This is a genomic window from Streptomyces sp. NRRL B-1347, assembly GCF_000720325.1.
Classification (GTDB): domain Bacteria; phylum Actinomycetota; class Actinomycetes; order Streptomycetales; family Streptomycetaceae; genus Streptomyces.
Genome location: NZ_JOJM01000026.1, coordinates 25,699 through 50,647 on the forward strand (window position 1 = coordinate 25,699; position 24,949 = coordinate 50,647).

Genomic DNA, 24,949 nt, shown 5'->3' on the forward strand with positions numbered 1-24,949 from the left:
CGTGATGTACATAACCAAGATACATCGCCAACATCTCCACCGCAGGCCGTCGCACACGAGGCAGATACGACGCGACCATCGAATGGGCGCCCGCAGACCACACACGCAAAACCCCGCACCAGACGCCCACACCCCGGACAACTCGATCATTTCCTGGAACGACCAAGGGCTCAGATGTGCCGCGCAGGCGGGGCAGACCGGAGAAGCCGTGGGACCCAGCAGGAACGTCGTGGCCTGCTTCACGCGACAGCGCCCAATACGGCGCGATGGCGACAGAAACGCCCCGAGAGAGAACCATCCGCGATACAGGGGGGCACACCCAGCCCTACCGATGACGCCCAACCAAGGCTCACACCGACGCGTCTCTACAGACGCGGCTCCAACGCAAGTCCGCCGCGGGGACGCTGCGACAAGGGAGGCTTTTGCGGTACGTGGCAGGGATTTGCACGAATTCATATGGAATGCCGGTATCGCAAGGAGTAAGGGGAAATCCACTGCCGACGACACAGAGCCGCAGGTCACACCCTGTGGTCCCCGCGCGTGCGGGGCCCCGGCCGGCGGCCACATCTGCGGGTCCCAGGACTGCGGTCCCCGCGCGTGCGGGGCCCCGGCGGCGGATGGCTTCCCACTAGAACGGGGCGGGTTGGCGGCCCACCCCGTCTGCGAGCGCGATCGATGCGTTGCGGCGACCCGGGGCGCCGGCGTCAGCCTGGTCGAAGGCGCCAGTGACGACTCGCTCGGCCGACTTCATCAAGGGAGGCGACCTGCCAGCCAGGGCCAGCAACGAGCGCTCAGTCAGTGAGCCTCTACCGGCACACGCGGCCATGAACAGATAGATGGCCAGCAGTCAGACGCGTACGTCCCGCACGCCTCCTGGATCGACCGAGGGCGCGGACATTCCGTGCGTGTGGAGTCAGCCGGAGGAGCCGTGGGACCGGCAAACACGGATCCCATCGGCGCCATCCCTAAAACCCCAGGTCACGAGGGGTTCGGAGGCTTGCCGTGGCCACAAGGGCGCACGGTTGCCTCACCGAGTGGAGGCAACCGCCTCACGCAAAGCATCCCTCTGACCAGCGTTCCCGCAGGTCAGAACGATTCTGCGCGCAGAGCGCGCAGTGGGGCGGGTGGGACTCGAACCCACGGCCGACGGATTATGAGTCCGCTGCTCTAACCGGCTGAGCTACCGCCCCTAACGGCGCGTCGCGCACATTTGTGCGCGCCGTCTGCCGCAGCATAGCCGCTCATACGATCTCCTGCTTCGGCTGGTCGGCATCGCACGACCATGAGGACCCCGCTGTGGCCCGCGCGGTTCCACCAGGGGTGGAACGAGTTCGTGGGAGCGGGCCTGGAGGGCGCCGTCGAGGGCTCGTTGGGGGTCGGTTCGGGGGGCGCCTCCGGCGCACACGAAGACCCCTGGGCGCCGTCGTGGCGCCTCAGGGGTCTTCGTCATACAGCTCTCCCGACTGGACTCGAACCAGTAACCTGCCGGTTAACAGCCGGCTGCTCTGCCAATTGAGCTACAGGAGACCGAGCTCCCCCGACTGGACTCGAACCAGTAACCTGCCGGTTAACAGCCGGCTGCTCTGCCAATTGAGCTACAGGGGAATGACTCTTGGTGACAGAGTCACTGCAACAATGTCACCTGCCTGGGGATTCCCGGGCGGCGTGCGCTCGCTGCGACACATACATTAGCGCAAGCAGGGGGGTGCTCCGCCAATCGGTATCCCCAGGCGACCGACGTCGGCAGTCGAGGCAAGGGAAAGGGTGGCCGTCATGCGCTACCGGCTCACGTTCGTGGCAGGACTGGCTCTGGGGTACGTGCTCGGGACGCGCGCCGGGCGCGAGCGTTACGAGCAGCTGAAGAAGTCCCTCCGTGAGGTGTCCCAGAACCCCGCCGTGCGCAACACCGTCGAGTCCGCCGCCCAGCAGGGCCGCGACGTGGCGGGCAAGGCCTTCCACACGGTCTCGGAGAAGGTGGGCGACCGCGTGCCCGAGTCCGTGGCCGAGCGGGTGCGGTCGCTGCGCGAGCGCGGGCAGGGCGACGCCGAGGACGACTGGGGCACCAGTAACACCTAGGGCCGCATCACATCGCATCGCATCACGCCGCCCCGGGGCCGGAGCTTCCGCCCCGGGGCGGACGCATACCCAGGAGCGGACGCACGCCCAGGGGGCGGCCGCATGCCCGGGGGGGCGGCCGCATGACCGGGGCGCTCGCGGGGCCCTCCCGGACCCGTTCCCGAGGCCTTCCCGGACGTATGTGCGGGGCATCCCCCCGGGTGCGGCAGAATCCTCGGCATGGGGATAGTCGCGGGGTTGGACAGCTCACCCGATTTCACACGCATCGTGGTCTGTGACACCGACACGGGCGCCGTGCTCAGGCAGGGGTACGCCCCGCATCCGCTGGAGGGCCCCGACGGCGCGCGGCCCACCGACGTCGATCCGCAGGCCTGGCTGCTCTCCCTCGGCGAGGCCGCGGGCGGCGGGCTCCTCGAAGGCGTCCAGGCGATCGGCGTGTGCGCGCAGGAACACGCCCTCGTGCCCCTCGACGCGCAGGGCGCGACGGTGCGGCCCGCGCTCGTCGGGAACAACCCGCGCGCCCAGGTAGCCGCCGCCGACCTCATCGACGGGCTCGGCGGCCGCCAGGCCTGGGCCCAGGCCGTGGGCTCCGTCCCGCAGGCCGCGCAGCCGGTGGCGAAGCTGCGCTGGCTGGCCAAGCACGAACCGGAGGCGGCCCTCCGTACGAGCCTGCTCATGCAGGCCTCGGACTGGCTGGTGTGGCAGCTCCTGGGGCGGCCCGCACGGCGCACGACGGACCGGGGCGGCGCGTCCGGCACCGGCTACTGGTCGGCGGCGACCGGCGCGTACCGGCCCGACCTGGTGGAGCTCGCGCTCGGGCACCAGGCGATGCTGCCCGAGGTCATCGGGCCCGCGGACGCCGCGGGGACGACGCCCGAGGGGCTGCTGATATCGGCGGGCACGGGCGCGACCATGGCGGCGGCGTTCGGGCTCGGTGTGATGCGGGGCGACGCGGTGGTGTCGCTCGGCGCCTCCGGCTCCGTGATGGCCGTCCACCACGAGGCCCTGGTCGACCCGAGCGGCACGATCACCTCGCTCGCCGACGCCACCGGCATGCACCTGCCCGTCGTCCACACGTCGAACGCGGTGCGCGCGCTGCGCGGCACCGCCGAGATGCTGGGCGTCCCCGACCTGGAAACCCTCTCCGACCTGGCGCTCAAGTCGACCCCCGGCGCCCACGGCCTCGTCCTGCTGCCCTATCTGGAGGGCGAGAAGACGCCGAACCTGCCGCACGCGGCGGGCACCCTGACCGGGCTGCGGCGGGAGTCCATGAAGCCGGAGCACCTGGCGCGGGCCGCCTTCGAGGGCATGCTCTGCGGGCTCGGCGACGCGCTCGACGTGCTGCGCGCGCGGGGCGTGGAGGTGCGGCGGGTGTTCCTGCTCGGGTCCGCGGCCGATCTGCCCGCCGTGCGGGCCGCCGCGCCGATGCTCTTCGGCACGCAGGTCGTGGTGGTCCAGCCCGCCGACTACGCCGCGATCGGCGCCGCGCGCCAGGCGACGTGGGCGCTGACCGGGCAGCTGCCGCAGTGGCAGGGCGCGGTCGCGCAGGTCTTCGAGCCGGGCGAGGAGCTCGCGGTGGGGCAGGCGGTGCGCCAGCAGTACGCAACGGTGCGCGAGCAGGCGCACCCGGGAGCCTTCGCGCCCTGAGCCCGGCCACCTTTACACCCTGAGCTCTTCGCGCCCTGAACCCTTCGCGCCCCGAGCCGTCGGCACCCCGAGCCCTCCGCGCGCGACGAGTCCTTCGCGTGCGACGAGCCCTTCGCACCCCCAGCCCGGAATGCAGCATTCCGCCACGTTCCGTGAGGGAAGCGAAGCGTTCAGTGTGCCCAGAACTTGACCAGGGCTGATTTTTGACCCGGTCATGGGTTAATCGCTTGCACACGGCCGGGGTCGGTGGCGCAGGATGGTGGGCGGCTTTCGCCCGCCGCCCCAACTGCCGAGACTCTGCCGAGAGACGAGCGTGCTCATACGACTTCTGCGGACCTACCTGGGTCCGTACAAAAAGCCCATCGCCCTGCTGGTGCTCCTGCAGTTCCTGCAGACCTGCGCCTCTCTCTACCTGCCCACCCTGAACGCCGACATCATCGACAACGGCGTCGTGAAGGGCGACACCGGCTACATCCTGTCGTTCGGCGCCGTCATGCTGGCCGTCACCGTGGTCCAGATGGTGTGCAACATCGGCGCCGTCCTCTACGGCGCGCGCACCTCCGCCGAGCTCGGCCGTGACATGCGGGCCGGCGTCTTCGACCGCGTGCAGTCGTTCTCCGCGCGCGAGATGGGCCAGTTCGGCGCGCCCACCCTGATCACACGGACCACCAACGACGTGCAGCAAGTGCAGACGCTCGTCCTGATGGCGTTCACGCTGATGGTGTCGGCGCCGATCATGTGCGTCGGCGGCATCGTCATGGCGCTCGGCCAGGACGTGCCGCTGTCCGGCGTGCTCCTCGCCGTCGTGCCGGTGCTCGGCATCAGCGTCAGTCTGATCGTGCGCCGGCTGCGGCCGCTGTTCCGCACCATGCAGGAGCGGCTCGACACGGTGAACCGCGTGCTGCGCGAGCAGATCACCGGCAACCGCGTGATCCGCGCCTTCGTGCGCGACGACTACGAGAAGAAGCGCTTCCGGGGTGCCAACGCCGAGCTGACCGACGTCTCGGTCGCCAGCGGCAAGCTGCTCGCGCTGATGTTCCCGGTGGTCATGACGGTGGTGAACCTGTCGTCGATCGCCGTCGTCTGGTTCGGCGCGCACCGCATCGACAGCGGCGCCATGGAGATCGGCGCGCTCACCGCGTTCCTGGCGTATCTGCTGCAGATCGTCATGGCCGTGATGATGGCCACGTTCATGTTCATGATGATCCCGCGGGCCGAGGTGTGCGCCGAGCGCATCCAGGAGGTCCTGGACACCGAGGCGAGCGTCGTGCCGCCCACAGCTCCCGTCCGGGAGCTGCGCGGCCACGGCCACCTGGAGCTGCGCGGCGCCGGGTTCCGCTACCCGGGCGCCGAGGAGCCGGTACTCAAGGGCATCGAGCTGACCGCGCGGCCCGGCGAGACCACCGCCGTGATCGGCTCCACCGGCAGCGGCAAGTCGACGCTCCTGAGCCTCGTACCGCGGCTTATGGACGCCACCGAGGGCGAGGTGCTCGTCAACGGCGTCGCGGTGAGCGACGTGGAGCCCGCGCTGCTCGCCCGGACCGTGGGGCTCGTACCGCAGAAGCCGTACCTGTTCGCCGGGACCGTGGCCAGCAACCTGCGGTACGGCAATCCGGACGCCACCGACGAGGAGCTGTGGCACGCCCTGGAGGTGGCGCAGGCCAAGGGCTTCGTGGAGTCCCTGGAAGAGGGGCTCGACGCGCCCGTCGCGCAGGGCGGCACGAACGTGTCCGGCGGGCAGCGGCAGCGGCTCTCGATCGCGCGCACGCTCGTGCAGCGCCCGGAGATCTATCTGTTCGACGACTCGTTCTCCGCGCTCGACTACGCCACCGACGCGGCGCTGCGGTCCGCGCTCACCCGGGAGACCCGGGAGGCGACGGTCGTGATCGTCGCGCAGCGCGTGTCGACGATCCGCGACGCCGACCGGATCGTCGTCCTGGACGAGGGCCGGGTCGTGGGCACCGGCCGCCACCACGAGCTGATGGCTGACAACGAGACGTACCGGGAGATCGTCCTCTCCCAGCTGACGGAAGCGGAGGCCGCGTAATGCCCCCTGGCGGCATGGGTGGACCCATGATGGGCCCGGACTCCCGGTCCATGGACTTCAAGGGCTCCGGCAAGCGGCTGCTCGCGCAGTTCCGGCCGGAGCGGGCCACGATGTACGGGATGCTCGGCGCGGTGATCCTCAGCGTCGCGATGTCCGTGCTCGGGCCGAAGATCCTCGGACGCGCCACCGACCTGGTGTTCGCGGGCATCGTCGGGCGGACCATGCCCGACGGCGAGTCCAAGGCCGAGGCGATCGAGCGGCTGCGCGAGCACGGCGACGGCGGCATGGCCGACATGCTCACCGGGCTCGACTTCACACCGGGCCAGGGCATCGACTTCGGCGCGGTCGGCGAGGTGCTGCTGCTCGCCACGGCCGTGTTCGCGGTGTCCGGCCTGATGATGACCGTGGGCACACGGCTGTCGAACCGCGCCATCAACCGCACCGTGTTCCGGCTGCGCGGCGACGTCCAGGCGAAGATGTCGCGCCTGCCGCTGTCGTACTTCGACAAGCGGCAGCGCGGCGAGGTGCTCAGCCGGGCCACGAACGACATCGACAACATCAACCAGACGCTCCAGCAGACGATGGGCCAGCTGATCAGCTCGCTCCTCACGATCGTCGGCGTCCTGGTCATGATGTTCTGGATCTCGCCGCTGCTCGCGCTCGTCGCCCTGGTGACGGTGCCGCTGTCGTTCGTCGTGGCGACGAAGGTCGGCAAGCGGTCGCAGCCGCAGTTCGTGCAGCAGTGGAAGTCCACCGGCCAGCTGAACGCGCACGTGGAGGAGATGTACACCGGGCACACCCTGGTGAAGGTGTTCGGCCGCCAGGAGGAGTCGGCGAAGGCGTTCGCCACGCACAACGACGCGCTGTACGAGGCCTCGTACAAGGCGCAGTTCAACAGCGGGCTCATGCAGCCGCTGCTGTTCTTCATGTCGAACGTCAACTACGTCCTGGTGGCCGTGGTCGGCGGTCTGCGGGTCGCCTCCGGGTCGCTCTCGATCGGTGACGTGCAGGCCTTCATCCAGTACTCGCGGCAGTTCTCGATGCCGCTCACGCAGGTCGCGTCGATGGCGAACCTCGTGCAGTCCGGCGTGGCGTCGGCCGAGCGGGTCTTCGAGCTCCTCGACGCCGACGAGCAGGAGGCGGACCCCGCCCCCGGCGAGCGCCCCGCCGAGCTGCGCGGCCGCGTGGAGATGGAGCACGTGTCGTTCCGCTACGCCGAGGACAAGCCGCTCATCGAGGACCTCTCGCTCGTCGTGAAGCCGGGCCACACGGTCGCCATCGTCGGCCCCACCGGCGCGGGCAAGACCACGCTCGTGAACCTGCTCATGCGGTTCTACGAGGTCACCGGCGGCCGCATCACGCTGGACGGCGCGGACATCACGAGGATGACGCGGGACGAGCTGCGCGGCGCCATCGGCATGGTCCTCCAGGACACCTGGCTGTTCGGAGGCAGCATCGCGGACAACATCGCGTACGGCGCCGCCGGCGAGGTCACCCGCGAGCAGGTCGAGGAGGCCGCGCGGGCCGCGCACGCCGACCGGTTCATCCGTACCCTGCCGGACGGGTACGACACGGTCATCGACGACGAGGGCACGGGCGTCAGCGCGGGCGAGAAGCAGCTCATCACCATCGCGCGGGCGTTCCTGTCCGACCCGGTGATCCTCGTCCTCGACGAGGCGACCAGCTCGGTCGACACCCGCACCGAGGTCCTCATCCAGAAGGCCATGGCGCGGCTCGCGCACGGGCGTACGTCGTTCGTGATCGCGCACCGCCTGTCCACCATCCGCGACGCGGACACCATCCTGGTGATGGAGGACGGGGCGATCGTGGAGCAGGGCACGCACGACGCGCTGCTGGCGGCCGACGGCGCCTACGCCCGCCTGTACGCCGCCCAGTTCGCCGAGGCGGTGGCGGAGGTCGGCTGACCTCAGTCCAGATAGCCCCTGAGCTGGTCCGCGAAGGCGTGGTCCCGCAGCTTGTTGAGGGTCTTCGACTCGATCTGGCGGATGCGTTCGCGCGTCACGCCGAAGATCCGGCCGATCTCCTCCAGGGTGCGGGGCCTGCCGTCCGCGAGGCCGTAGCGCAGCTGGACGACCTTGCGCTCGCGCTCGCCGAGCGTGGAGAGCACGGCCTCCAGGTGCTCGCGCAGGAGCAGGAAGGCGGCCGACTCCACGGGGCTCGCCGCGTCGCCGTCCTCGATGAGGTCGCCGAGCGCCACGTCGTCCTCCTCGCCCACGGGCGCGTGCAGCGACACCGGCTCCTGGGCGAGCCTGAGCACCTCGCTGACGCGCTCGTGCGGCAGGTCGAGGTGGGCGGCGACCTCTTCGGGCGTCGGCTCGTACCCGCGCTCCTGGAGCATGCGGCGCTGCACGCGGACGACCCGGTTGATCAGCTCGACGACGTGCACCGGCACCCGGATGGTGCGGGCCTGGTCGGCGAGCGCCCGGGACATGGCCTGGCGGATCCACCAGGTCGCGTACGTGGAGAACTTGTAGCCGCGCGCGTAGTCGAACTTCTCGACCGCCCGGATGAGGCCCAGGTTGCCCTCCTGGACGAGGTCGAGCATGGTCAGGCCGCGCCCCACGTACCGCTTCGCCACGGACACCACGAGGCGGAGGTTCGCCTCGATGAGGCGGCGCTTGGCCATGCGGCCCATGACGACCAGCTTGTCCAGGTCGAGGGCCAGCTGGGAGTCCAGGTCCGGGGTGCCGGCCAGCTTCTCCTCGGCGAAGAGCCCGGCCTCGACGGCGCGCGCGAGCTCGACCTCCTCGGCGGCGGTCAGCAGGGGTATGCGGCCGATCTCGCGCAGGTACTGGCGGAACAGGTCGGAGGAGGGGCCGCCGGTATCGGCCCGGCCGCGCGGGCTCGGCAGCTCGATCGCCTCGACGACGGTCTCTGCCCGCTCTGCGGGCTCCGCGGGCTCGGTGGCCTCCGTCCCGGGCGCGGACGCGGCCGCCGCCAGGCGTTCGTCCGGCGCGAGCTCCGGGTGCCGGGTGCCACGGCTCTGCTGCGGCACGGTCGTGATGACGTCGGGTTCCGCCTCCACGTCCGCGCGCGGCGCGGTGTCGGTCTGGGTGAGGGTCTGGGTCTGCACGGGGGCGACCTCCAGGGTGATCGCTGCTGAGGCGTGTGGCAGCGGTACAACGGGACCGGCGTTGACGGCCTCGCCGCTGTCCGTCCCGAACACGATGTGTGGAACCGCGGAATCGTCGGACCCGCACTCGCTGTCTGCGGTCCGGCCGCGCTCCGAGGACTCAGGCACCGCACCCCAGTGTGGAGTACGACACACGGCCGCCACGAGGGGCGTGCGGTGACTTTTTGAGTCCGGTCCGTAACCGCTCGGTTACCCGCCGCGGGGCGCCTCAGACCCGCCTCGCCCCGATTCGGGGGCCGTCGCCCCCGCACCCCCGCTCAGAGAGCCGCCGCTCCGCGCTCGCGCAGGGCCCGGGCGTACTGCTGGAGCACCCACAACTCGTTCTGCACGGCGGTGAGTTGCTGGGGGTCCCCGTGGCCGCCGCTGAGGCGGGTGAAGGTGCCCTGGACGTCGCGGATGCGCCGGTCGACGGCCCGCAGCCGCACGGTGACCAGCTGCTCCCCCGCGTACGCCTCGTCGACCGTGCGCCGCATGATCGCCTCCACGGCCAGCTCCGTGACCATGGCGCGGACCACGTCGTCGGGCGCGGCGTCGCGCACGCGGACGAGGTACTCCTGCGGGTCCTGGGTGCCGAACTCGGCGCCGCCCGCCTCCAGGACGGCCTGGCGCACGGCCGCGTACGGCGCGGCCGTGAACTCGTCCACGCCGTACGCGTCGAAGGCCGGGGAGACGAGCTCCGGGCGCTGGAGGGCGAGCTTGAGGAGCTCGCGCTCGGTGGCGTAGACGGGGTTGCGGAGGTTCAGCGCGGGGCCCGAGGGGCCCGTGGGCGCGGCCTGGGCGAGGCCCTGGGGGCCGCGCTGGGGCGCGGGGCCCTTGCCGCCGCGCTCCCGCGCCCAGCGGGCGAGCTGCGCGACGCGCTTGACGACGAACTGCGTGTCGAGGATGCCGAGCATGCCCGCGAGCTGCACGGCGACCTCGTGCTGCGCGCCGCTGTTCTTGATGCGGGCGACCACGGGCGCGGCCTCGTCGAGGGCGGCGGCGCGGCCCGCCGGGGTCTCCAGGTCGTAGCGGGCGACGATCTGGCGGAGCGCGAACTCGAAGAGCGGGGTGCGGGGTTCGACGAGGTCGGTGACCGCGGAGTCGCCCTTGGCCAGGCGCAGGTCGCAGGGGTCCATGCCGTCGGGCGCGATGGCGATGTACGTCTCGGCGGCGAACTTCTGGTCGTCCTCGAAGGCGCGCAGGGCCGCTTTCTGGCCCGCCGCGTCACCGTCGAACGTGAAGATCACGCGGGCCGAGCCGTTGTCCATCAGGAGCCGGCGGAGGATCTTGATGTGGTCGCCGCCGAAGGCGGTGCCGCAGGTCGCGATGGCGATGGGCACCCCGGCGAGGTGGCAGGCCATGACGTCCGTGTAGCCCTCGACCACGACCGCGCGGCTGGACTTGGCGATCTCCTTCTTGGCGAGGTCGATGCCGTACAGGACCTGGGACTTCTTGTAGATCGGGGTCTCGGGCGTGTTCAGGTACTTCGGGCCGTTGTCGTCGTCGCGGAGCTTGCGGGCGCCGAAGCCGACGACCTCGCCGCCGATGTCCCGGATCGGCCACATCAGCCGGCCCCGGAAGCGGTCGATGGGGCCGCGGCGGCCCTCCTGGGAGAGACCGGAGAGGGTCAGCTCCTTGTCGGTGAAGCCCTTGCCGCGCAGGAAGCGGGTGAGGTGGTCCCAGCCCGCCGGGCTGTAGCCGACGCCGAAGTGCGCGGCGGCGGCCTGGTCGAAGCCGCGCTCGGCGAGGAACTTGCGGCCGATCTCCGCCTCGGGGGACTCCAGCTGGGCCGTGTAGAACTCGGCGGCCGCCTTGTGCGCCTCGACCAGGCGGATGCGCTCGCCGCGCTGGTGGGAGGGGTTGTACCCGCCCTCCTCGTAGCGCAGGGTGATGCCCGCCTTGGCCGCGAGGCGCTCCACCGCCTCGGAGAAGGTCAGGTGGTCGACCTTCATCACGAAGGTGAGGGTGTCGCCGCCCTCCTGGCAGCCGAAGCAGTGGAACAGGCCCTTGCTGGGGCTGACCTGGAACGACGGGGACTTCTCGTCGTGGAAGGGGCACAGGCCCTTGAGGTTTCCGCCGCCCGCGTTGCGCAGCTGGAGGTACTCGGACACCACGGCGTCGATCGGGACCGCGTCCCGAACCGCCTTCACATCCTCGTCATTGATCCGCCCAGCCACGCCCAGATTCTACGGCCCCCGGCCCGGGCCCCGAGCCCCTACCGGGGGTCCCCTGGCCCGCCCCTTCCCGATCCTGGGGCTCCGCCCCAGACCCCGCTCCTCAAACGCCGGAGGGGCTGTCTACAGCCCGTCCGGCGTCTGACTCCCGGTAGGGCCGCTAGCCGAGCAGGGCCGTCAAGGGGCGGGACGGGTCGGCCAGGGCGTCCGGGTCGGGGCGGGCGCCTGCCGTGATCAGCTTCTGGATGGTCTCCGTGACGTCCCACACATTCACGTTCATCCCGGCGAGGACCTGCCCCTCGCTCAGCCAGAAGGCGATGAACTCGCGCTTGCCCGCGTCACCGCGGACCACCACCTGGTCGTACGTGCCCGGGGGCGCCCAGCCCGAGTACTCCAGGCCGACGTCGTACTGGTCGGAGAAGAAGTACGGGACGCGGTCGTAGGTGACCTCCTTGCCGAGCATGGCGCGGGCGGCGGCCGGGCCGCCGTTCAGGGCGTTCGCCCAGTGCTCGACGCGCAGGCGGGTGCCGAAGAGCGGGTGCCGGACGGCGGCCACGTCCCCGGCGGCGTGGATGTCGGGGTCGGAGGTGCGCAGGCTGATGTCCACGGCGATGCCGCCGCCGTCCGCGCGGTCGACGAGGGCGAGGCCCGCGGACTCCGCGAGGGCGGTGCGCGGGGCGGCGCCGATGGCGGCGAGCACGTCGTGCGCCGGATGCTCCTCGCCGTCGTCCGTGCGGGCGGCGAGGACCATGCCGTCCTGGCCGATGATCTCGGTGAGGCGGGCCCCGAAGTGGAAGCGGACGCCGCGCTCGGCGTGCAGGTCGGCGAACATCTGGCCGACCTCGGGGCCGATGACGGAGTGCAGCGGGGTCGGCTCGGGCTCGACGACCGTGACCTCCGCGCCGTACTCCCGGGCCGCCGCGGCGACTTCGAGGCCGATCCAGCCGGCGCCCGCGATCACCAGGTGGCCGTTGTCGCGGCCGAGCGCGGCCAGGACGTGGCGGAGGCGGTCGGCGTGGGCGAGGCGGCGCAGGTGGTGCACGCCCGCGAGCCCGGTGCCCGGCACGTCGAGGCGGCGGGGCTCGGCGCCGGTGGCGAGCAGCAGCTTGTCGTAGCGGATGACAGTGCCGTCGCCGAGCCGGACGGTGTGCGCGGCACGGTCTATGGCGACGACGGTCTGGCCGAGGTGCAGCTCGACGTCCGCCTGCGCGTACCACGCGGGCTCGTGCACGAAGACGCTGTCGCGGTCCTCCTTGCCGAGGAGGTATCCCTTCGAGAGCGGTGGGCGTTCGTACGGGTGGTCGCGCTCGTCCCCGATGAGGATCACTCGGCCGGTGAAGCCCTCGGCGCGGAGCGTCTCCGCCGCTTTCGCACCCGCGAGACCTCCTCCGACGATGACGAACGTCTGATCCGCGTCGACCACTTGATGCCTCCTCGAAACCTTTGAGTCCACTGGGAGAGTCCCGCACGCAGCGTGATGACGGAAGGGGCTGTACCCCAATCCGGCCACTTTCCGTCACATCCAGTGCTCACCTCCATGGTCACTCACCGCTGTGGGCATTCCGGTGCGGGGTGGTGAGCCGTGCGTGCAGGGAACGGGCCGCGGCGTCCGTGAGGGACGCGATCTGGTCGATGACCACGCGCTTGGCGGCGCGGTCGTCGGGCGCCGCGTCGTACAGGGCGCGGAACTGCGGGTCGAGCCCTTCGGGGGCGCGCCGGGTGAGCGCGTCGGCGAGCTCGGCGACACAGACGCGCTGGTCGGCGCGGAGCCGGGTCTGGGCGGGGCGCTGCATCACGTAACGGTCGGCGACGGCCTTGAGGACGGCGCACTCCAGGCGCGCCTCGCGCGGGACGACGAGTTCGGCGGCGTAGCGCGTGAGGGGGCCCGTGCCGTACCGCGCGCGGGTCGCGGTCTCGGCGGCGAGGCAGAAGCGGCCGATGAGCTGGCTGGTGGCGTCCTTCAGCCGGGCCTGGGCGACGGCGGACCCGTCGTATCCGTGCGGCCACCACTCCTGGTCCTGGAGGCGGTCGAGGGCCGCGGCGAGCTCTTCGGGGTCGGTGTCCGCGGGGACGTAGCGGCCGATGGCGACCGCGTAGACGTCCTGGCGCTCGGGTTCGGCGTGCAGCGCGTTCGGGTCGATGTGGCCCGCGTGCAGGCCGTCCTCCACGTCGTGCACCGAGTACGCGACGTCGTCCGACCAGTCCATGATCTGCGCCTCGAAGCAGGTGCGGTGGCCGGGGGCGTCCTTGCGGACCCAGTCGAAGACGGGCCGGTCGTCCTCGTAGACCCCGAACTTCGCGGAGTCCGGGTCGGTGGGGTGGGCGCCGCGCGGCCAGGGGTACTTGGTGGCGGCGTCCAGGGCGGCCCGGGTGAGGTTCAGGCCCACGCTGACCAGGTCGCCGGTGGCGGAGCTCGGCACGAAGCGCTTGGGCTCGATGCGGGTGAGCAGGCGCAGGGACTGGGCGTTGCCCTCGAAGCCGCCGCAGTCCTGGGCGAGGTCGTTCAGCGCCTGTTCGCCGTTGTGCCCGAAGGGCGGGTGGCCGAGGTCGTGGGAGAGGCAGGCCGTCTCCACCAGGTCGGGGTCGCAGCCGAGGGCGGCGCCCAGCTCGCGGCCGACCTGGGCGCACTCCAGGGAGTGGGTGAGGCGGGTGCGCGCGCTGGCGTCCCAGGCCTGGCTCTTCGTGCCGGGGGTGACGACCTGGGTCTTGCCCGCGAGGCGGCGCAGCGCGGCGGAGTGCAGGACGCGGGCGCGGTCCCGCTGGAAGGCGGTGCGCCCCGGCCGTTTGTCCGGCTCGGCGGCCCAGCGCTCGGCGGCGGCGGCGTCATAGGCGGAGGAGTACGCCGGGTGCTCGGTCTGCGCGTGCGGTGCGGTGCCTGCCATGCACCGACAGTAGACGCAGGCGCCGACAGGGCGCGCCGCGGCCCCGTCAGGCGGGCGTCGGGTGGAGCGGCGGCGCCGGGGCGGGCGCGGCGGAACGTGCCTGGTCGTAGCGGTGCAGCAGGAGCGCGGCGAGGGCCGGGTGCGCGCCGAGCGGGGCGGCGGCGAGCCACGGCGTGGCGGCGGCGGCCTCGGTGGCGAAGCGGCCGGGCGCGGTGAAGTAGGAGGCGACGGCGACGCGGCGGACGCCGGTGGCGGCGAGGGCGCGCACGGCGGCGGGCACGCCGGTGGGCGTCGCGGCGGTGGGTGCGGCGTAGCCGGGGGTGACGGGGACGCCGAGGCGCCGGGCGAGCAGGGCGGCGGCGCGGCGGGTGTCGGCGGCGTACGCGGGGTCGCGGGAGCCCGCGGCGGCGAGGACGACGCCGTGGCCGCCGGTGGCGGCGGGCGCGGCGGGCCAGCCCGCTTCGGTGAGCCGGGCGTGCAGGACCTCGGCGAGCAGCGGGTGCGGGCCGAGCGGGGCGGCGACGCGCGTGGTCAGCCGGGGGTGTACGGCGCGGGCGGCGGCGGCCGTGGCGGGGATGTCGTGGCGGGCGTGGTGGCCGTGGCCGAGGAGGAGGGGTACGAGGACGGCGGACGGGGCGGCGCCCGCGGGGCGGGCTCGGGTGCCGAGGGTGCCGAGGGTGCCGAGGGTGCCGAGGGTGTGGAGGACGTCGCCGAGCAGGGGTTCGTTGAGTTCGATGTGGCCGAGGCGGACGTCGAGTCCGGGGCGCCGGGCGCGGACGGCGTCGAGGAGCGCGGTGACCGTGGCGAGCGCGCGGGGGTCGCGGCTGCCGTGCGCCACGACGACCAGGGAGGGGTCGGGGCCGAGGTGCGCGGGCCGGGAACTCCTGGGGCGGCGGGAGCCGTTGAGGGATACGGGACCGGACCGGGCGCCGGGCTGACTGCCGATGGGGGGCATGAGCTGGGCCCTGGTGTCCGGGTGCGGGGGCGACGGCGTCATGGAGCGAGCATGGCGAGGGCGCGTTGCCTGGCTGTTGCGGCGCGATCACGGCTCGTTTCGTCCGGCTCACGGGCGGGGGCCGGGGGGACGGGGGTTGGGCATGGTCGGGAAGTGGACGGGGCCGCGGCTTCGGTGGGCGCGACCTCGATGGGCGCGGCTGCGGCCTCGGCTGCCGCGGACGCGGCGCGGCAGGCGGCGGCTCGTGCAGGGCGTGATGGCGGTGTGCGTGCTCGCGCTGCTGCCGTCCGCGTGGCTGTTCGTGACGTCGGAGAGCCGCCTGCGCACCACGGCGGACGTGCCGCGCACGCCGGTCGCGGTGGTCTTCGGCGCGGGTCTTTGGAAGGGCGGCCCGTCGCCGTATCTGGCCCGCCGCCTCGACGCGGCGGCCGAGCTGTACGAGGCGGGACGCATCGAGGTCGTCCTGGTGACCGGCGACAACAGCCGCACGGACTACGACGAGCCGGACGCCATGCGCACCTATCTGACCCGGCACGGCGTGCCGGACCGGCGCATCGTCAGTGACTACGCGGGCTTCGACACCTGGGACTCGTGCGTGCGCGCCAAGAAGGTCTTCGGCGTGGACCGCGCGGTCCTGATCAGCCAGGGCTTCCACATCCGCCGGGCGGTCGCGCTGTGCCGGGCGGCCGGAATCGAGCCGTACGGCGTCGGGGTGGACGACCGGCACGACTCGACCTGGTACTTCGGCGCGGTGCGGGAGGTGTTCGCGGCGGGCAAGGCCGCGGCGGACGCGGTGTTCGAACCGGACCCCCGCTTCCTCGGCCGCGAGGAACCGGGCATACCCCGGGCCTTGGCGGCCGCCCGCTGAGGCCCTTCCTCACAGCAGCCGTGGAGAGGCGTGGAGGTCCGCGTACCGCAGGTGTAACCGGGAGGGGGCCGGAGGGAAACACGGGCGGCGGAGGGTGGGGGCATGCAGCCCTCCCGCCCCGCCCAGGCCGCCGCGCAAGGCACCGTCACGCCCACCCACTGCCCCTACTGCGCGCTCCAGTGCGGCATGGGGCTTGCGCGCGAGGGCGAAGGCGTGAAGGTTGTGGAGCGGCCCGCGTTCCCCGTCAACGGGGGCGCGCTGTGCGGCAAGGGCCGTACGGCACCCGAGGTGCTCTCCTCCCGGGTGCGTCTGACCGAGCCCCTCGTCCGATCCCACGCCACGGGCAGGCTCGTACCGGCCACCTGGGAGGAGGCCCTGGACCGCGTGGCCGAGGGCCTGGCGGGCACGCGCGCGGCGCACGGCGCGGACGCGTGCGGGGTGTTCGGCGGCGGCGGGCTCACCAACGAGAAGGCGTACGCGCTCGGCAAGTTCGCCCGGGTGGTGCTGGGGACGTCGCAGATCGACTACAACGGACGGTTCTGCATGTCGTCCGCCGCGGCGGCGGGGCAGCGGGCGTTCGGGGTGGACCGTGGGCTGCCGTTCCCGCTGGCGGACGTCGCCCGCACCGGGTGCGTGATCCTCGTCGGGTCGAACCTGGCGGAGACGATGCCGCCCGCGCTGCGCTATCTGACGGAGATGAAGGACAACGGCGGCTCGCTGATCGTCGTCGACCCGCGCCGCACCCGCACCGCCGAGCAGGCCGATCTGCATCTGGCGCCGCGCCCCGGCACGGACCTGGCGCTCGCCCTCGGCCTGCTGCACCTGGTGGTGGCCGAGGGGCACGTGGACGAGGAGTACGTCGCCGCGCGCACCAGCGGCTGGGCGCAGGCGCGGGCGGCGGCGATGGCGCACTGGCCCGAGCACGTGGAGCGGATCACGGGCGTGCCGGTGCCCCGACTGCGGGAGGCCGTACGCAGGTTCGGCACCGCCGAGCACGCCATGGTGCTGACCGCGCGCGGCCCCGAGCAGCAGGCGAAGGGCACGGACACGGTGAGCGCGTGGATCAACCTGTGCCTGGCGACGGGCAGACCCGGGCGACCGCTTTCCGGGTACGGCTGCCTGACCGGCCAGGGCAACGGACAGGGCGGCCGTGAGCACGGCCAGAAGGCCGACCAGCTGCCGGGCTACCGCAAGTTGACCGACCCCGCGGCGCGGGCGCACGTGGCGGCGGTGTGGGGCGTGGACCCGGACTCCCTGCCGGGGCCCGGGCGTTCGGCGTACGAACTGCTTGACGCGCTCGGCGGGGACGTGCGGGCGCTGCTGCTCATGGGCTCCAACCCGGTGGTGTCGGCGCCCCGGGCCGCGCACGTGGAGGAGCGGATCAGGTCCCTGGACTTCCTGGCCGTCGCGGACGTGGTGCTCTCGGAGACCGCCGCGCTCGCCGACGTGGTCCTGCCGGTCACGCAGTGGGCCGAGGAGACGGGCACGGTGACGAACCTGGAGGGCAGGGTGCTGCTGCGCCGCAAGGCGGTGGACCCCCCGGCCGGGGTGCGCGGCGACCTCGACGTGCTGCACGGGCTCGCGGACCGGCTCGGGCACGGGAAGGGGTTCCCGACCGAGCCGGAGGAGGTCTTCGACGAGCTGCGGCGGGCCGGCGCGGGCGGCGTCGCGGACTACGCGGGGATCACGTACGGACGCCTGATGGAGGGGGACGGCGAGGGGGTGTTCTGGCCCTGCCCGGAGGCCGCGGACGGGGTGGGCCACGGGGACGGAGCGAGCGCGGACGGGAAGAGCACAGCCGCGGCCGGTGCCCGGCACCCCGGGACGCCCCGGCTCTTCCTGGAGCGGTTCGCGACCGAGGACGGGCGGGCGCGGTTCGTGCCGGTGACGCACCGGGACGCCGCCGAGGAGCCGGACGCGGAGTACCCGGTCCTGCTCACCACGGGGCGGGTGCTCGCCCAGTACCAGTCGGGGGCGCAGACGCGGCGCGTGGCCGAGTTGAACGCCGCCGCGCCGGGGCCCTTCGTGGAGCTCCATCCGCGGCTCGCGGCGCGGGTCGGGGTGGCCGACGGGGATCCGGTGGTCGTGGTGTCGCGGCGCGGCCGGGCCACCGCGCCCGCGCGGGTCACGCCGGGCATCCGGCCCGACACCGTGTTCATGCCGTTCCACTGGCCCGGCGAGGGGCGGGCCAACGTCCTGACCCACCCCGCGCTCGACCCGGTGTCGCGGATGCCGGAGTTCAAGGTGTGCGCGGTCCGCCTGGAGGTGCCTGCGTGATCCGGTCCAGGACCGGCCAGGTGTTGCCGGGCAGCGGTGTCGCCGTGGCCCGCAGGCGGGCGGCCAGCTGCGGGCCCGCCACGTACACCCAGGCCCGCGCCGTCGTGCCGTCCTCGCGGACGACGTCGCGGGCCACGCGGAGGTAGAGGCTGCGGGGGTCGCCGGGGACGTACTCCTCCAGGTGGTCCAGGTCGGCGAGCAGCCGCCCGTACGTCTCGGGGCGCGCGGTGAGCAGGTCCCCGTGGACGGGGCCCGCGCCGGGGGTCCGCACCGCGTACGGGTAGCCGGGCCCGTCGTAGAGGACGGCGTCCGGCAGCCGGGCGGGCGTGCGGGTCAGGACGCGCCCGTGCAGGAAGGCGTGGTTGCGCTGACCGGGGCGCAGCGTTCCGTACACGAAGAACGGCAGTCGCTCGGTCACTCGGCCGTCTCCGCCGCGACCCAGTCGAGGTAGGCCGCGGTGCCGCGGGTCACCGGGGTGGCGATGATCTCCGGCGTCTCGTAGTCGTGGGCCTCGACCAGCCAGGACTCCAGGGCGGCGTACCGCTCGTCCGTCGTCTTCAGGAGCAGCTGCCACTCGCGGGCCGTCTCCAGGGCGCCCTGCCAGCGGTAGACGGAGGTGACGGGTCCGTTGATCTGGGCGCAGGCCGCGAGGCGGGCCTCGATCGCGCCGCGCGCCAGGGTGTCCGCCTTGTCGGCGGTGTCCGTGGTGGTCAGGACCAGCAGGAAGGTGGGGTTGCCCGGTTCCGTCACGGCGCGTGTTCCTCTCGTACGGGAATGTCCTGGGCGCGGGGAAAGCCCTGCGCGCTGGGAGGCTACCGGCCTGGCCGAAGGTCCCGAGCTGGGGGTTTTCACGGCTTTGGTGACGACTGTTACACAACCTCCCGGTTCCTGTGATGCGTCCTTCCTACCGTCGACCCCAGGTGGCCGGTCCCACGCCGGATCCCCGGTGCTTCCCCGGGCCGGCCGCCGCCAAGCCCCTTTCGTCCATCGGTCCCGCCATGACTCTGCGACTCCGCCTCCTCCTGGGCGCGCCCCTGGCCGTCCTGACCGCCGTCGTGCTCTCCGCCTGCGGGACCACGGACGGCCTCGACGCCGGTGAGCCCGCACCGCCGGTGTCGGTGCAGCCGAGCCCGAAGCCGCTGTGGCCCGACTGGTCGGGCACGACGCCTTCGGCGCCCGGCGCCGAGACCGCGACGAAGCTGCCGCCGCCCGAGCCGCTCGACGGCATCGGCGAGCTCGGCCCCCGCGGGCTCGCCGGGCTCGACGTGCGCGAGCTGCTGCGCGCGGACCCGCGCATCAAGACGCTCGCGGACCGGCCGATGATCAAGAAGCCGGGGCGCTCCGGGATCCGGCCGCCGGTGCTCGTCGACCTGTCCGGGGACGGCAAGCCGGAGCTGCTGCTCGCGATCGACCTGGAGAGCGGGCGCAGCGCGGTCGTCGTCTACGCCGAGCGCGGCGGCAAGGTCTACCCGGTCCTCTTCACCGCGGGCAAACGGATCTCCGTCGAGGTGATCGGCACCGACCTGCTGGTGCGCAGCCCGTGCGCCGACGGCGGCGAGCAGGCCGTGCGCTACCACTGGGACGGCAAGCGGATGTCCACGGTCAGCGACACCAAGAACTACAAGAAGCCGGACCGCTCCCCCGATCACGGCGACGGCGACCACAGCGACAGCGACCACGGCGACCACGGCGACGGCGGTCCCGCGTCACCCACCGCGTCGGCCCGCCCGGGAACCCGCTCGTGACGCCCGGACAGATCAACGGCATGGACGGCCGCACCCTTAAGAAGAGCCGCACCGAGACGAGCCGCACCGAGGAGGGCCACCCCGAGCAGAACCATGCCGAGAAGGACCGCGCCTCCGGGAAGGGCCGCGCCTCCGGGAAGCGCCGCACGCCCGCCCTCCTCCGGCGCCTCACGCGCCTCACGCGCTTCGCGCACCCCCCGCGCCGCGTGCTCGCCGCGCTCAACACGCTCGGCCTGCGCTGGAAGATCGCCGCGCTGCTCGCCGCGGGCTGCGCGGTCGTGGCCGTGGCGATCGGGCTGCTCATCCACCAGGCACGGCTCGACCAGGTCGGCACGAGCGCGCGCTCCGGTGCGTCCGCGCAGCTGGTGCGGGTGCGGCAGCTGTACGAGCTGACGGGCCAGGTCGACCAGGACAGCACCCGGGACGGCACGCAGGCGGCCATCGACGCGCCCGGCCTGCCGGAGCCGCTGCGGGCGGCCGCGCTCGCCGGGCGGCGCAGCACGTACCTCGACATGGAGTCCGGCGATCCGGCGGTGTGGGCGGCGCGCCCGGTCGGCGACCGGGTCCTGTCCGTGCGGCTCCCCCTGCGCGAACAGGCCGACGAGATGGCCGAGTTCGACCAGCAGCTCCTGGTGTCGGGCGCCGTCGTGGTGGCGCTCGCCGCGCTCGGCGGCGCGGCCCTCGCCAGCCGGCTCAGCCGGGACCTGCGGGCCGCGGCCGCCATCGCCCGCCGCATCAGCCAGGGCGACCTGGACGCCCGCATCGGCCATCCGCTGCCGCCCGGCTTCCGGCACGGCCGCAACGAGGTCGCGGACCTGGCGACGGCCGTCGACACGATGGCCGCGACGCTCCAGCGGCGCCTGGAGGCCGAGCAGCGGTTCACGGCGGACGTGGCGCACGAGCTGCGCACCCCGCTGACCGGTCTGCACACCGCCGCCGAGCTGCTTCCGCCGAGCCGTCCGACGGAGCTGGTGCGCGACCGGGTGTGCGCGCTGCGCACGCTCACCGAGGACCTGCTGGAGGTGGCGCGGCTCGACGCGGACGTCGAACGGCCCGACCTGGACGTGCACCCGCTCGGCGCGCTGGTCGAGGCAATGGTCCAGCGCGGGCTCTTCGCGGGGCAGTCCACGGACCGCGACGTGCGGTTCGGACGCGTCGGCGAGCGTCTCGTACGGACGGACGCGCGCCGTCTGGAGCGGATCCTGGCGAACCTCGTCGGCAACGCCCGCAGACACGGCGGCGACCCCGTCGACCTCAGCGTCGACGGGGCCGTGGTGACCGTGCGCGACCACGGTCCCGGCTTCCCCGAGCACCTGCTGCGCGAGGGCCCGCGGCGGTTCGAGACCGGCGCCCGCGAGCGCGGCCAGGGCACGGGGCTCGGCCTGACCATCGCGCTCGGCCAGGCGGCGGTGGTCGGCGCCCGGGTGGAGCTGGCCAACGCGCCGGACGGCGGTGCGGTCGCGGTCGTCCGGCTGCCGGCGGCCTGAGCCCCGCCGCGGCCGGGGCACGGGCTCAGCTCCCGTACGGGCGGACCTCCTTGGCCGCGCGCAGCGCCCACGCCCACCACGCGAGCTGGTCCAGCATCGTCTTCGCGGCGGCGTCGGCGGCCGCGGGGTCCTTGTGCGTGCCCTCGTCGTCGAAGAGGGCACCCGCGTTGTGGAAGGAGACGGTCTCGCGGATGGTGACGGCGTGCAGTTCGGCGAAGACCGGGCGCAGGTGCTCGACCGAGCGCAGACCGCCGGAGAGCCCGCCGTAGGAGACGAACGCGACGGGCTTGGCCTCCCACTCGGGGCGGTGCCAGTCGATCACGCTCTTCAGGGACGCGGGGTAGGAGTGGTTGTACTCGGGGGTGAGGACGACGAACGCGTCGGCGGCGGCCAGCTTCGGGGAGACCTTGTCGAGCTCGGCGCGGGTCGCGGCGTCCGGCCGGTACGAGAGGGACGTGGGCAGGTCGACGTCGGCGAGGTCGACGACATCGACCTCGAAGCCCTGGTGCTCGCGCACCCGGCGCAGCAGCCACTCGGCGACGACCGGACCGAAGCGGCCCTCGCGGTTGCTGCCGACGATGACGGCGACCTTCAAGGGCTTGTCGGCCGTGGCGGACAGGGCGGCGGGGGACGGGGAGGCATCGGTGGTGGTGTTCATGCGGCAAGCCTCTTAGTTAAACCTTGGTTCAGGTCAAGCGGCTTCGCTGACTAATGTGGCGGCATGACCTCGCATCTCGCACCGGACGCCAAGGAAGCCACCGTCGGCGAGCTCGCCGAGCGCAGCGGAGTGGCACCGTCCGCCTTGCGCTTCTACGAGCGGGAAGGGCTCATCAACAGCCGTCGCACCACCGGCAACCAGCGCCGCTACAGCCGGGACACGCTGCGCCGCGTCGCCTTCATCCGCACCTCGCAGCGGCTCGGCATCCCGCTGGCCACGATCCGCGAGGTGCTCGCCCTGCTCCCGGAGGACCGCACGCCGACCCGCGCGGACTGGGCCCGGATATCCGAGTGCTGGCGGGACGACCTCGACCGGCGCATCCGCACCCTCCAGCGGCTGCGCGACAACCTCGCGGACTGCATCGGCTGCGGCTGCCTCTCGCTCGACAAGTGCGCCCTGTCGAACCCGTGGGACGAGCTGGCCGCGCACGGACCGGGCCCGCGCCGCCTGATCGAGGACTGACCGCGGGCCGGGTGTGGGCCGAGCGCGCCGAGCGCGAGCTGACGGCAGGCCGGCCGCGGGCGCCGTCCGCCCTCCCGCCCGCACCGATGATCACGTACGTACGGTGTCCCCCATGACGACATCGAACCCCGCCGCCCCCGAGCGACTTGAGATCGACGGCGCCCCCGCCACCGCGGAGCAGCTGCGCGCACGCGCCCTCGACAGCTTCGGGCACTTCACCGCGATGCAGGTCAGGGGCGGCGCGGTGCGCGGCCTCGCGCTCCACATCGACCGGCTCGACGCGGCGACCCGCGAGCTCTTCGACCAGGGCCTGGACGGCGAGCGGGTGCGCGCGGCGATCCGGCACGCGCTCGCCGCGGACGGCTCCGGCCGCGAGCCGCTCCGGGACGCCGCCGTACGCGTCTACGTGCACGCCCCCGACGGCGAGCCGTCCCTGATGGTCACCGTCCGCCCGCCCGTCGAGCTGCCCGCGACCATGGCCGGGCGGGCGCAGTCCCTGAAGTCCGTCCCGTACGTGCGGCCCGTCGCGCACATCAAGCACCTGGGCGGCTTCGGGCAGGTCTACCACCGGCGCGAGGCGGCCCGCCTCGGCTACGACGAGGCGCTGCTCACCGGCCCGGACGGCGCGATCAGCGAGGGCGCGGTGACGAACGTGGCCTTCTTCGACGGACGCGAGGTCGTCTGGCCCGAGGCGCCGCACCTGGGCGGCATCACCATGCGCCTGCTCGAACCGCTGCTCGCGGACGCCGGGCTTCCCACCCGCCGGGGGCCGGTCTTCCTGCGGGACCTGCCCGCCTACCGGGCCGCCTTCGTCACGAACTCCTGGGGCGTCTCCCCCGTCCGGCGCGTCGACGACCAGGACTTCCCCCTCGACGAGCGGCTCATGGCGACGGTCGCCGACCTGTACGAGGGCGCGCCCCGGGACGTGATCTGAGGCCGGGTCACCCATTCACAGGTGCCGCGCCACGCCTTCGGTGTCTTTCCGCCCGTACGCCGGTGACCTGCTGGAACGCGGCCGCCGGTCCATCGGGGGCCGGACCGGCGCGGCATTTCTGATGGGGCATCAGCAGGCGTGCGGGCCGCAGGGCACGTTACCTCGGAGGTGTGTCCCGTACGCGGCCCGACAGGAGCACGCCCCATGCGCACCGCCCGCCAGCTGACGACCACCGCCGCGCTCGCCGTCACCTCGGCGGTCCTGCTCGCGGGACCCGCGGCCGCCGCGGGCGCGGGCGGCCTCGACATCTCGCCGTCGCCGGTGACGCCCGGCACCACGGTCACGGTGCGCACGGCGGCGTGCGGCGCGGACGGCACCGCCGCGGGCGACGCGAGCGCGGTGGGCGCGGGCACCTTCGCCCTGGCGTCCGCCGCGGGCGCGGCCGAGGCCTCCGGGCGGTTCAAGGTGCCGCCGTCGGCGCAGCCCGGGACGTACGAGATCGTGGCCCGCTGCTCCGGCTCCGCCGCCCGGGGCCGCCAGGTCGCCGGTGATCTGACGGTGACGCTCACCTCCACGGCGGCCGCGCGCGAGCAGCAGCCCGCGCACCCCAGGGGGCACGTGAAGACGGGGGTCGGCGGCGCGCTCGGTCCCGATCCCGTCCAGACCGCGGCAGGCGTGGCCGCTCTCGCCGTCGCCGCCGCGGGCGGTACCTGGCTCCTGCATCGCCGGGCGAGAGGCGACAGGATCTGACGGACACCCTCCGCAGTCCGCAGGTACCACCGTCCCCTCCCCCCGCCGGGCCGCAGCGTCCCTCGCGGCCGCGGCGGCGGGGAGGGGCCCCGAACCCCGAGGGGACGCCATGGCAGACCGCCCGCGCGCGGCCCGCGGCAAGGCCGGGACCGCGCTCATAGGGACCGTCACCGCGCTCGCCCTGTGCGCCGGCGCGTGGCTCCTGCACAGCGGCACGGCGGAGCATCCGCCGCCGCAGCCCTCGGCCGCGCAGGCCGCGTCGCCGGGGGCCCGGTCCGCGCCCGCCGCCGCGCCGCTGCCGCCCTCGCCGCCCGACCGCGTCCGGGTCCCCGCCATCGGCGTGGACGCGCCGCTCATGGGGCTCGGCCTGACCCGCCAGGGCAGCCTCGACGTGCCGCCGCCCCGGCACGACAACCTCGCCGGCTGGTACGAGGCGGGCACCACGCCCGGCGAACGCGGTACGGCGATCGTCGCCGGGCACGTCGACAACGCGGACGGGCCCGCCGTCTTCTACCGCCTCGGCGCGCTCAAGAAGGGCCAGGTCATCGAGGTGGAGCGGCGCGACGGCACGGTCGCGCTCTTCGCGGTGGACGCGGTGGAGGTCTACGCCGCGAAGGCCTTCCCCGACGAGAAGGTGTACGGGGCCGCGGCGCGGGCCGAGCTACGGGTGATCACCTGCGGCGGCGCGTACTCGAAGCGCACGGGCTACCAGGGCAACGTAGTCGTCTTCGCCCACCTGACGGGCACCCGGCCTTAGCTTCCCGCTGTGGGCAGCTGGTCCGCCCAGGGGGCGG

General features: G+C 73.4%; 20 protein-coding genes and 3 tRNA genes. 12 read left to right on the plus strand and 11 right to left on the minus strand.

The window, feature by feature from the left end; genetic code table 11:
* Positions 1-1,116: 1,116 nt before the first annotated feature.
* The 3 genes from IG74_RS0122345 to IG74_RS0122355 all read right to left on the minus strand — a co-directional run bounded on the left by IG74_RS0122345 (position 1,117) and on the right by IG74_RS0122355 (position 1,605).
* Positions 1,117-1,190 (minus strand) — tRNA-Ile (locus tag IG74_RS0122345).
* A 264-nt stretch (positions 1,191-1,454) separates the two neighbouring features.
* Positions 1,455-1,527: transfer RNA gene (locus IG74_RS0122350), tRNA-Asn, on the minus strand.
* Positions 1,528-1,532: 5 nt separating this feature from the next.
* A tRNA-Asn gene (locus IG74_RS0122355) sits at positions 1,533-1,605 on the minus strand.
* A gap of 168 nt (positions 1,606-1,773) precedes the next feature.
* Here IG74_RS0122355 and IG74_RS0122360 point away from each other — a divergent pair.
* The 4 genes from IG74_RS0122360 (at position 1,774) to IG74_RS0122375 (ending at position 7,695) form a co-directional block, all read left to right on the plus strand.
* On the plus strand, positions 1,774-2,076 hold the full coding sequence (locus IG74_RS0122360) for a hypothetical protein (protein ID WP_030680068.1): 303 nt from the start codon (positions 1,774-1,776) through the stop codon (positions 2,074-2,076).
* 219 nt (positions 2,077-2,295) lie between these two features.
* Positions 2,296-3,723 (plus strand): FGGY family carbohydrate kinase, encoded by a 1,428-nt coding sequence (locus IG74_RS0122365; RefSeq protein WP_030680071.1) that lies wholly within the window; start codon positions 2,296-2,298, stop codon positions 3,721-3,723.
* 313 nt (positions 3,724-4,036) lie between these two features.
* Positions 4,037-5,770 (plus strand): ABC transporter ATP-binding protein, encoded by a 1,734-nt coding sequence (locus tag IG74_RS0122370; protein ID WP_030680074.1) that lies wholly within the window; start codon positions 4,037-4,039, stop codon positions 5,768-5,770.
* A gap of 14 nt (positions 5,771-5,784) precedes the next feature.
* Positions 5,785-7,695 (plus strand): ABC transporter ATP-binding protein, encoded by a 1,911-nt coding sequence (locus IG74_RS0122375; protein WP_030680077.1) that lies wholly within the window; start codon positions 5,785-5,787, stop codon positions 7,693-7,695.
* Between the two features lie 2 nt (positions 7,696-7,697).
* Here IG74_RS0122375 and IG74_RS0122380 read toward each other — a convergent pair whose 3' ends face one another.
* From IG74_RS0122380 to IG74_RS0122400, 5 genes are all read right to left on the minus strand, one after another.
* Positions 7,698-9,032, minus strand: coding sequence for an RNA polymerase sigma factor (locus tag IG74_RS0122380; RefSeq protein ID WP_030680080.1), 1,335 nt, complete (start codon positions 9,030-9,032; stop codon positions 7,698-7,700).
* Positions 9,033-9,181: 149 nt separating this feature from the next.
* On the minus strand, positions 9,182-11,080 hold the full coding sequence (gene dnaG / locus IG74_RS0122385) for a DNA primase (RefSeq protein ID WP_030680083.1): 1,899 nt from the start codon (positions 11,078-11,080) through the stop codon (positions 9,182-9,184).
* 157 nt (positions 11,081-11,237) lie between these two features.
* Positions 11,238-12,500: an NAD(P)/FAD-dependent oxidoreductase gene (locus IG74_RS0122390; protein WP_030680087.1), complete on the minus strand. Its 1,263-nt coding sequence runs from the start codon at positions 12,498-12,500 to the stop codon at positions 11,238-11,240.
* 118 nt (positions 12,501-12,618) lie between these two features.
* On the minus strand, positions 12,619-13,959 hold the full coding sequence (locus IG74_RS0122395; protein WP_030680091.1) for a deoxyguanosinetriphosphate triphosphohydrolase: 1,341 nt from the start codon (positions 13,957-13,959) through the stop codon (positions 12,619-12,621).
* Positions 13,960-14,005: 46 nt separating this feature from the next.
* Positions 14,006-14,956 (minus strand): sirohydrochlorin chelatase, encoded by a 951-nt coding sequence (locus IG74_RS0122400; RefSeq protein WP_030680094.1) that lies wholly within the window; start codon positions 14,954-14,956, stop codon positions 14,006-14,008.
* 100 nt (positions 14,957-15,056) lie between these two features.
* On the opposite strand from IG74_RS0122400, the gene IG74_RS0122405 reads away from it, so the two are divergent.
* Both IG74_RS0122405 and IG74_RS0122410 read left to right on the plus strand, forming a co-directional pair.
* Positions 15,057-15,782 (plus strand): SanA/YdcF family protein, encoded by a 726-nt coding sequence (locus tag IG74_RS0122405; RefSeq protein WP_078868962.1) that lies wholly within the window; start codon positions 15,057-15,059, stop codon positions 15,780-15,782.
* Positions 15,783-15,884: 102 nt separating this feature from the next.
* Positions 15,885-18,059 carry a molybdopterin oxidoreductase family protein gene (locus tag IG74_RS0122410; protein WP_037825892.1) on the plus strand — a complete coding sequence of 725 codons (2,175 nt, stop codon included), beginning with the start codon at positions 15,885-15,887 and terminating at the stop codon, positions 18,057-18,059.
* Here the strand turns inward: IG74_RS0122410 and IG74_RS0122415 are convergent.
* Both IG74_RS0122415 and cutA read right to left on the minus strand, forming a co-directional pair.
* Positions 18,022-18,477: a gamma-glutamylcyclotransferase family protein gene (locus IG74_RS0122415; protein ID WP_078868963.1), complete on the minus strand. Its 456-nt coding sequence runs from the start codon at positions 18,475-18,477 to the stop codon at positions 18,022-18,024. The two genes, IG74_RS0122410 and IG74_RS0122415, sit on opposite strands and share 38 nt — an antisense overlap.
* Complete coding sequence (gene cutA / locus IG74_RS0122420; protein ID WP_030680102.1) at positions 18,474-18,809, minus strand: divalent-cation tolerance protein CutA; 336 nt, start codon at positions 18,807-18,809, stop codon at positions 18,474-18,476. The genes IG74_RS0122415 and cutA overlap by 4 nt, the downstream gene beginning before the upstream one ends.
* 248 nt (positions 18,810-19,057) lie before the next feature.
* On the opposite strand from cutA, the gene IG74_RS0122425 reads away from it, so the two are divergent.
* Together IG74_RS0122425 and IG74_RS0122430 are read left to right on the plus strand one after the other, a co-directional pair.
* On the plus strand, positions 19,058-19,804 hold the full coding sequence (locus IG74_RS0122425; RefSeq protein WP_199818875.1) for a hypothetical protein: 747 nt from the start codon (positions 19,058-19,060) through the stop codon (positions 19,802-19,804).
* Entirely contained in the window at positions 19,801-21,291 is a 1,491-nt protein-coding gene (locus IG74_RS0122430; RefSeq protein ID WP_234334409.1) for a sensor histidine kinase, read from the plus strand. Before IG74_RS0122425 ends, IG74_RS0122430 begins: the two co-directional genes overlap by 4 nt.
* 25 nt (positions 21,292-21,316) lie before the next feature.
* On the opposite strand, the gene IG74_RS0122435 is transcribed toward IG74_RS0122430, so the two are convergent.
* On the minus strand, positions 21,317-21,949 hold the full coding sequence (locus IG74_RS0122435) for an NADPH-dependent FMN reductase (RefSeq protein ID WP_030680110.1): 633 nt from the start codon (positions 21,947-21,949) through the stop codon (positions 21,317-21,319).
* A 63-nt stretch (positions 21,950-22,012) separates the two neighbouring features.
* On the opposite strand from IG74_RS0122435, the gene soxR reads away from it, so the two are divergent.
* From soxR to IG74_RS0122455, 4 genes are all read left to right on the plus strand, one after another.
* Positions 22,013-22,471 carry a redox-sensitive transcriptional activator SoxR gene (gene soxR, locus IG74_RS0122440; RefSeq protein WP_030680113.1) on the plus strand — a complete coding sequence of 153 codons (459 nt, stop codon included), beginning with the start codon at positions 22,013-22,015 and terminating at the stop codon, positions 22,469-22,471.
* A gap of 112 nt (positions 22,472-22,583) precedes the next feature.
* Positions 22,584-23,405 carry an aminotransferase class IV gene (locus tag IG74_RS0122445; protein WP_030680118.1) on the plus strand — a complete coding sequence of 274 codons (822 nt, stop codon included), beginning with the start codon at positions 22,584-22,586 and terminating at the stop codon, positions 23,403-23,405.
* Positions 23,406-23,609: 204 nt separating this feature from the next.
* Positions 23,610-24,155 carry a hypothetical protein gene (locus tag IG74_RS0122450; RefSeq protein WP_030680121.1) on the plus strand — a complete coding sequence of 182 codons (546 nt, stop codon included), beginning with the start codon at positions 23,610-23,612 and terminating at the stop codon, positions 24,153-24,155.
* A 109-nt stretch (positions 24,156-24,264) separates the two neighbouring features.
* Entirely contained in the window at positions 24,265-24,912 is a 648-nt protein-coding gene (locus IG74_RS0122455) for a class F sortase (RefSeq protein WP_051855157.1), read from the plus strand.
* Positions 24,913-24,949: the final 37 nt, after the last annotated feature.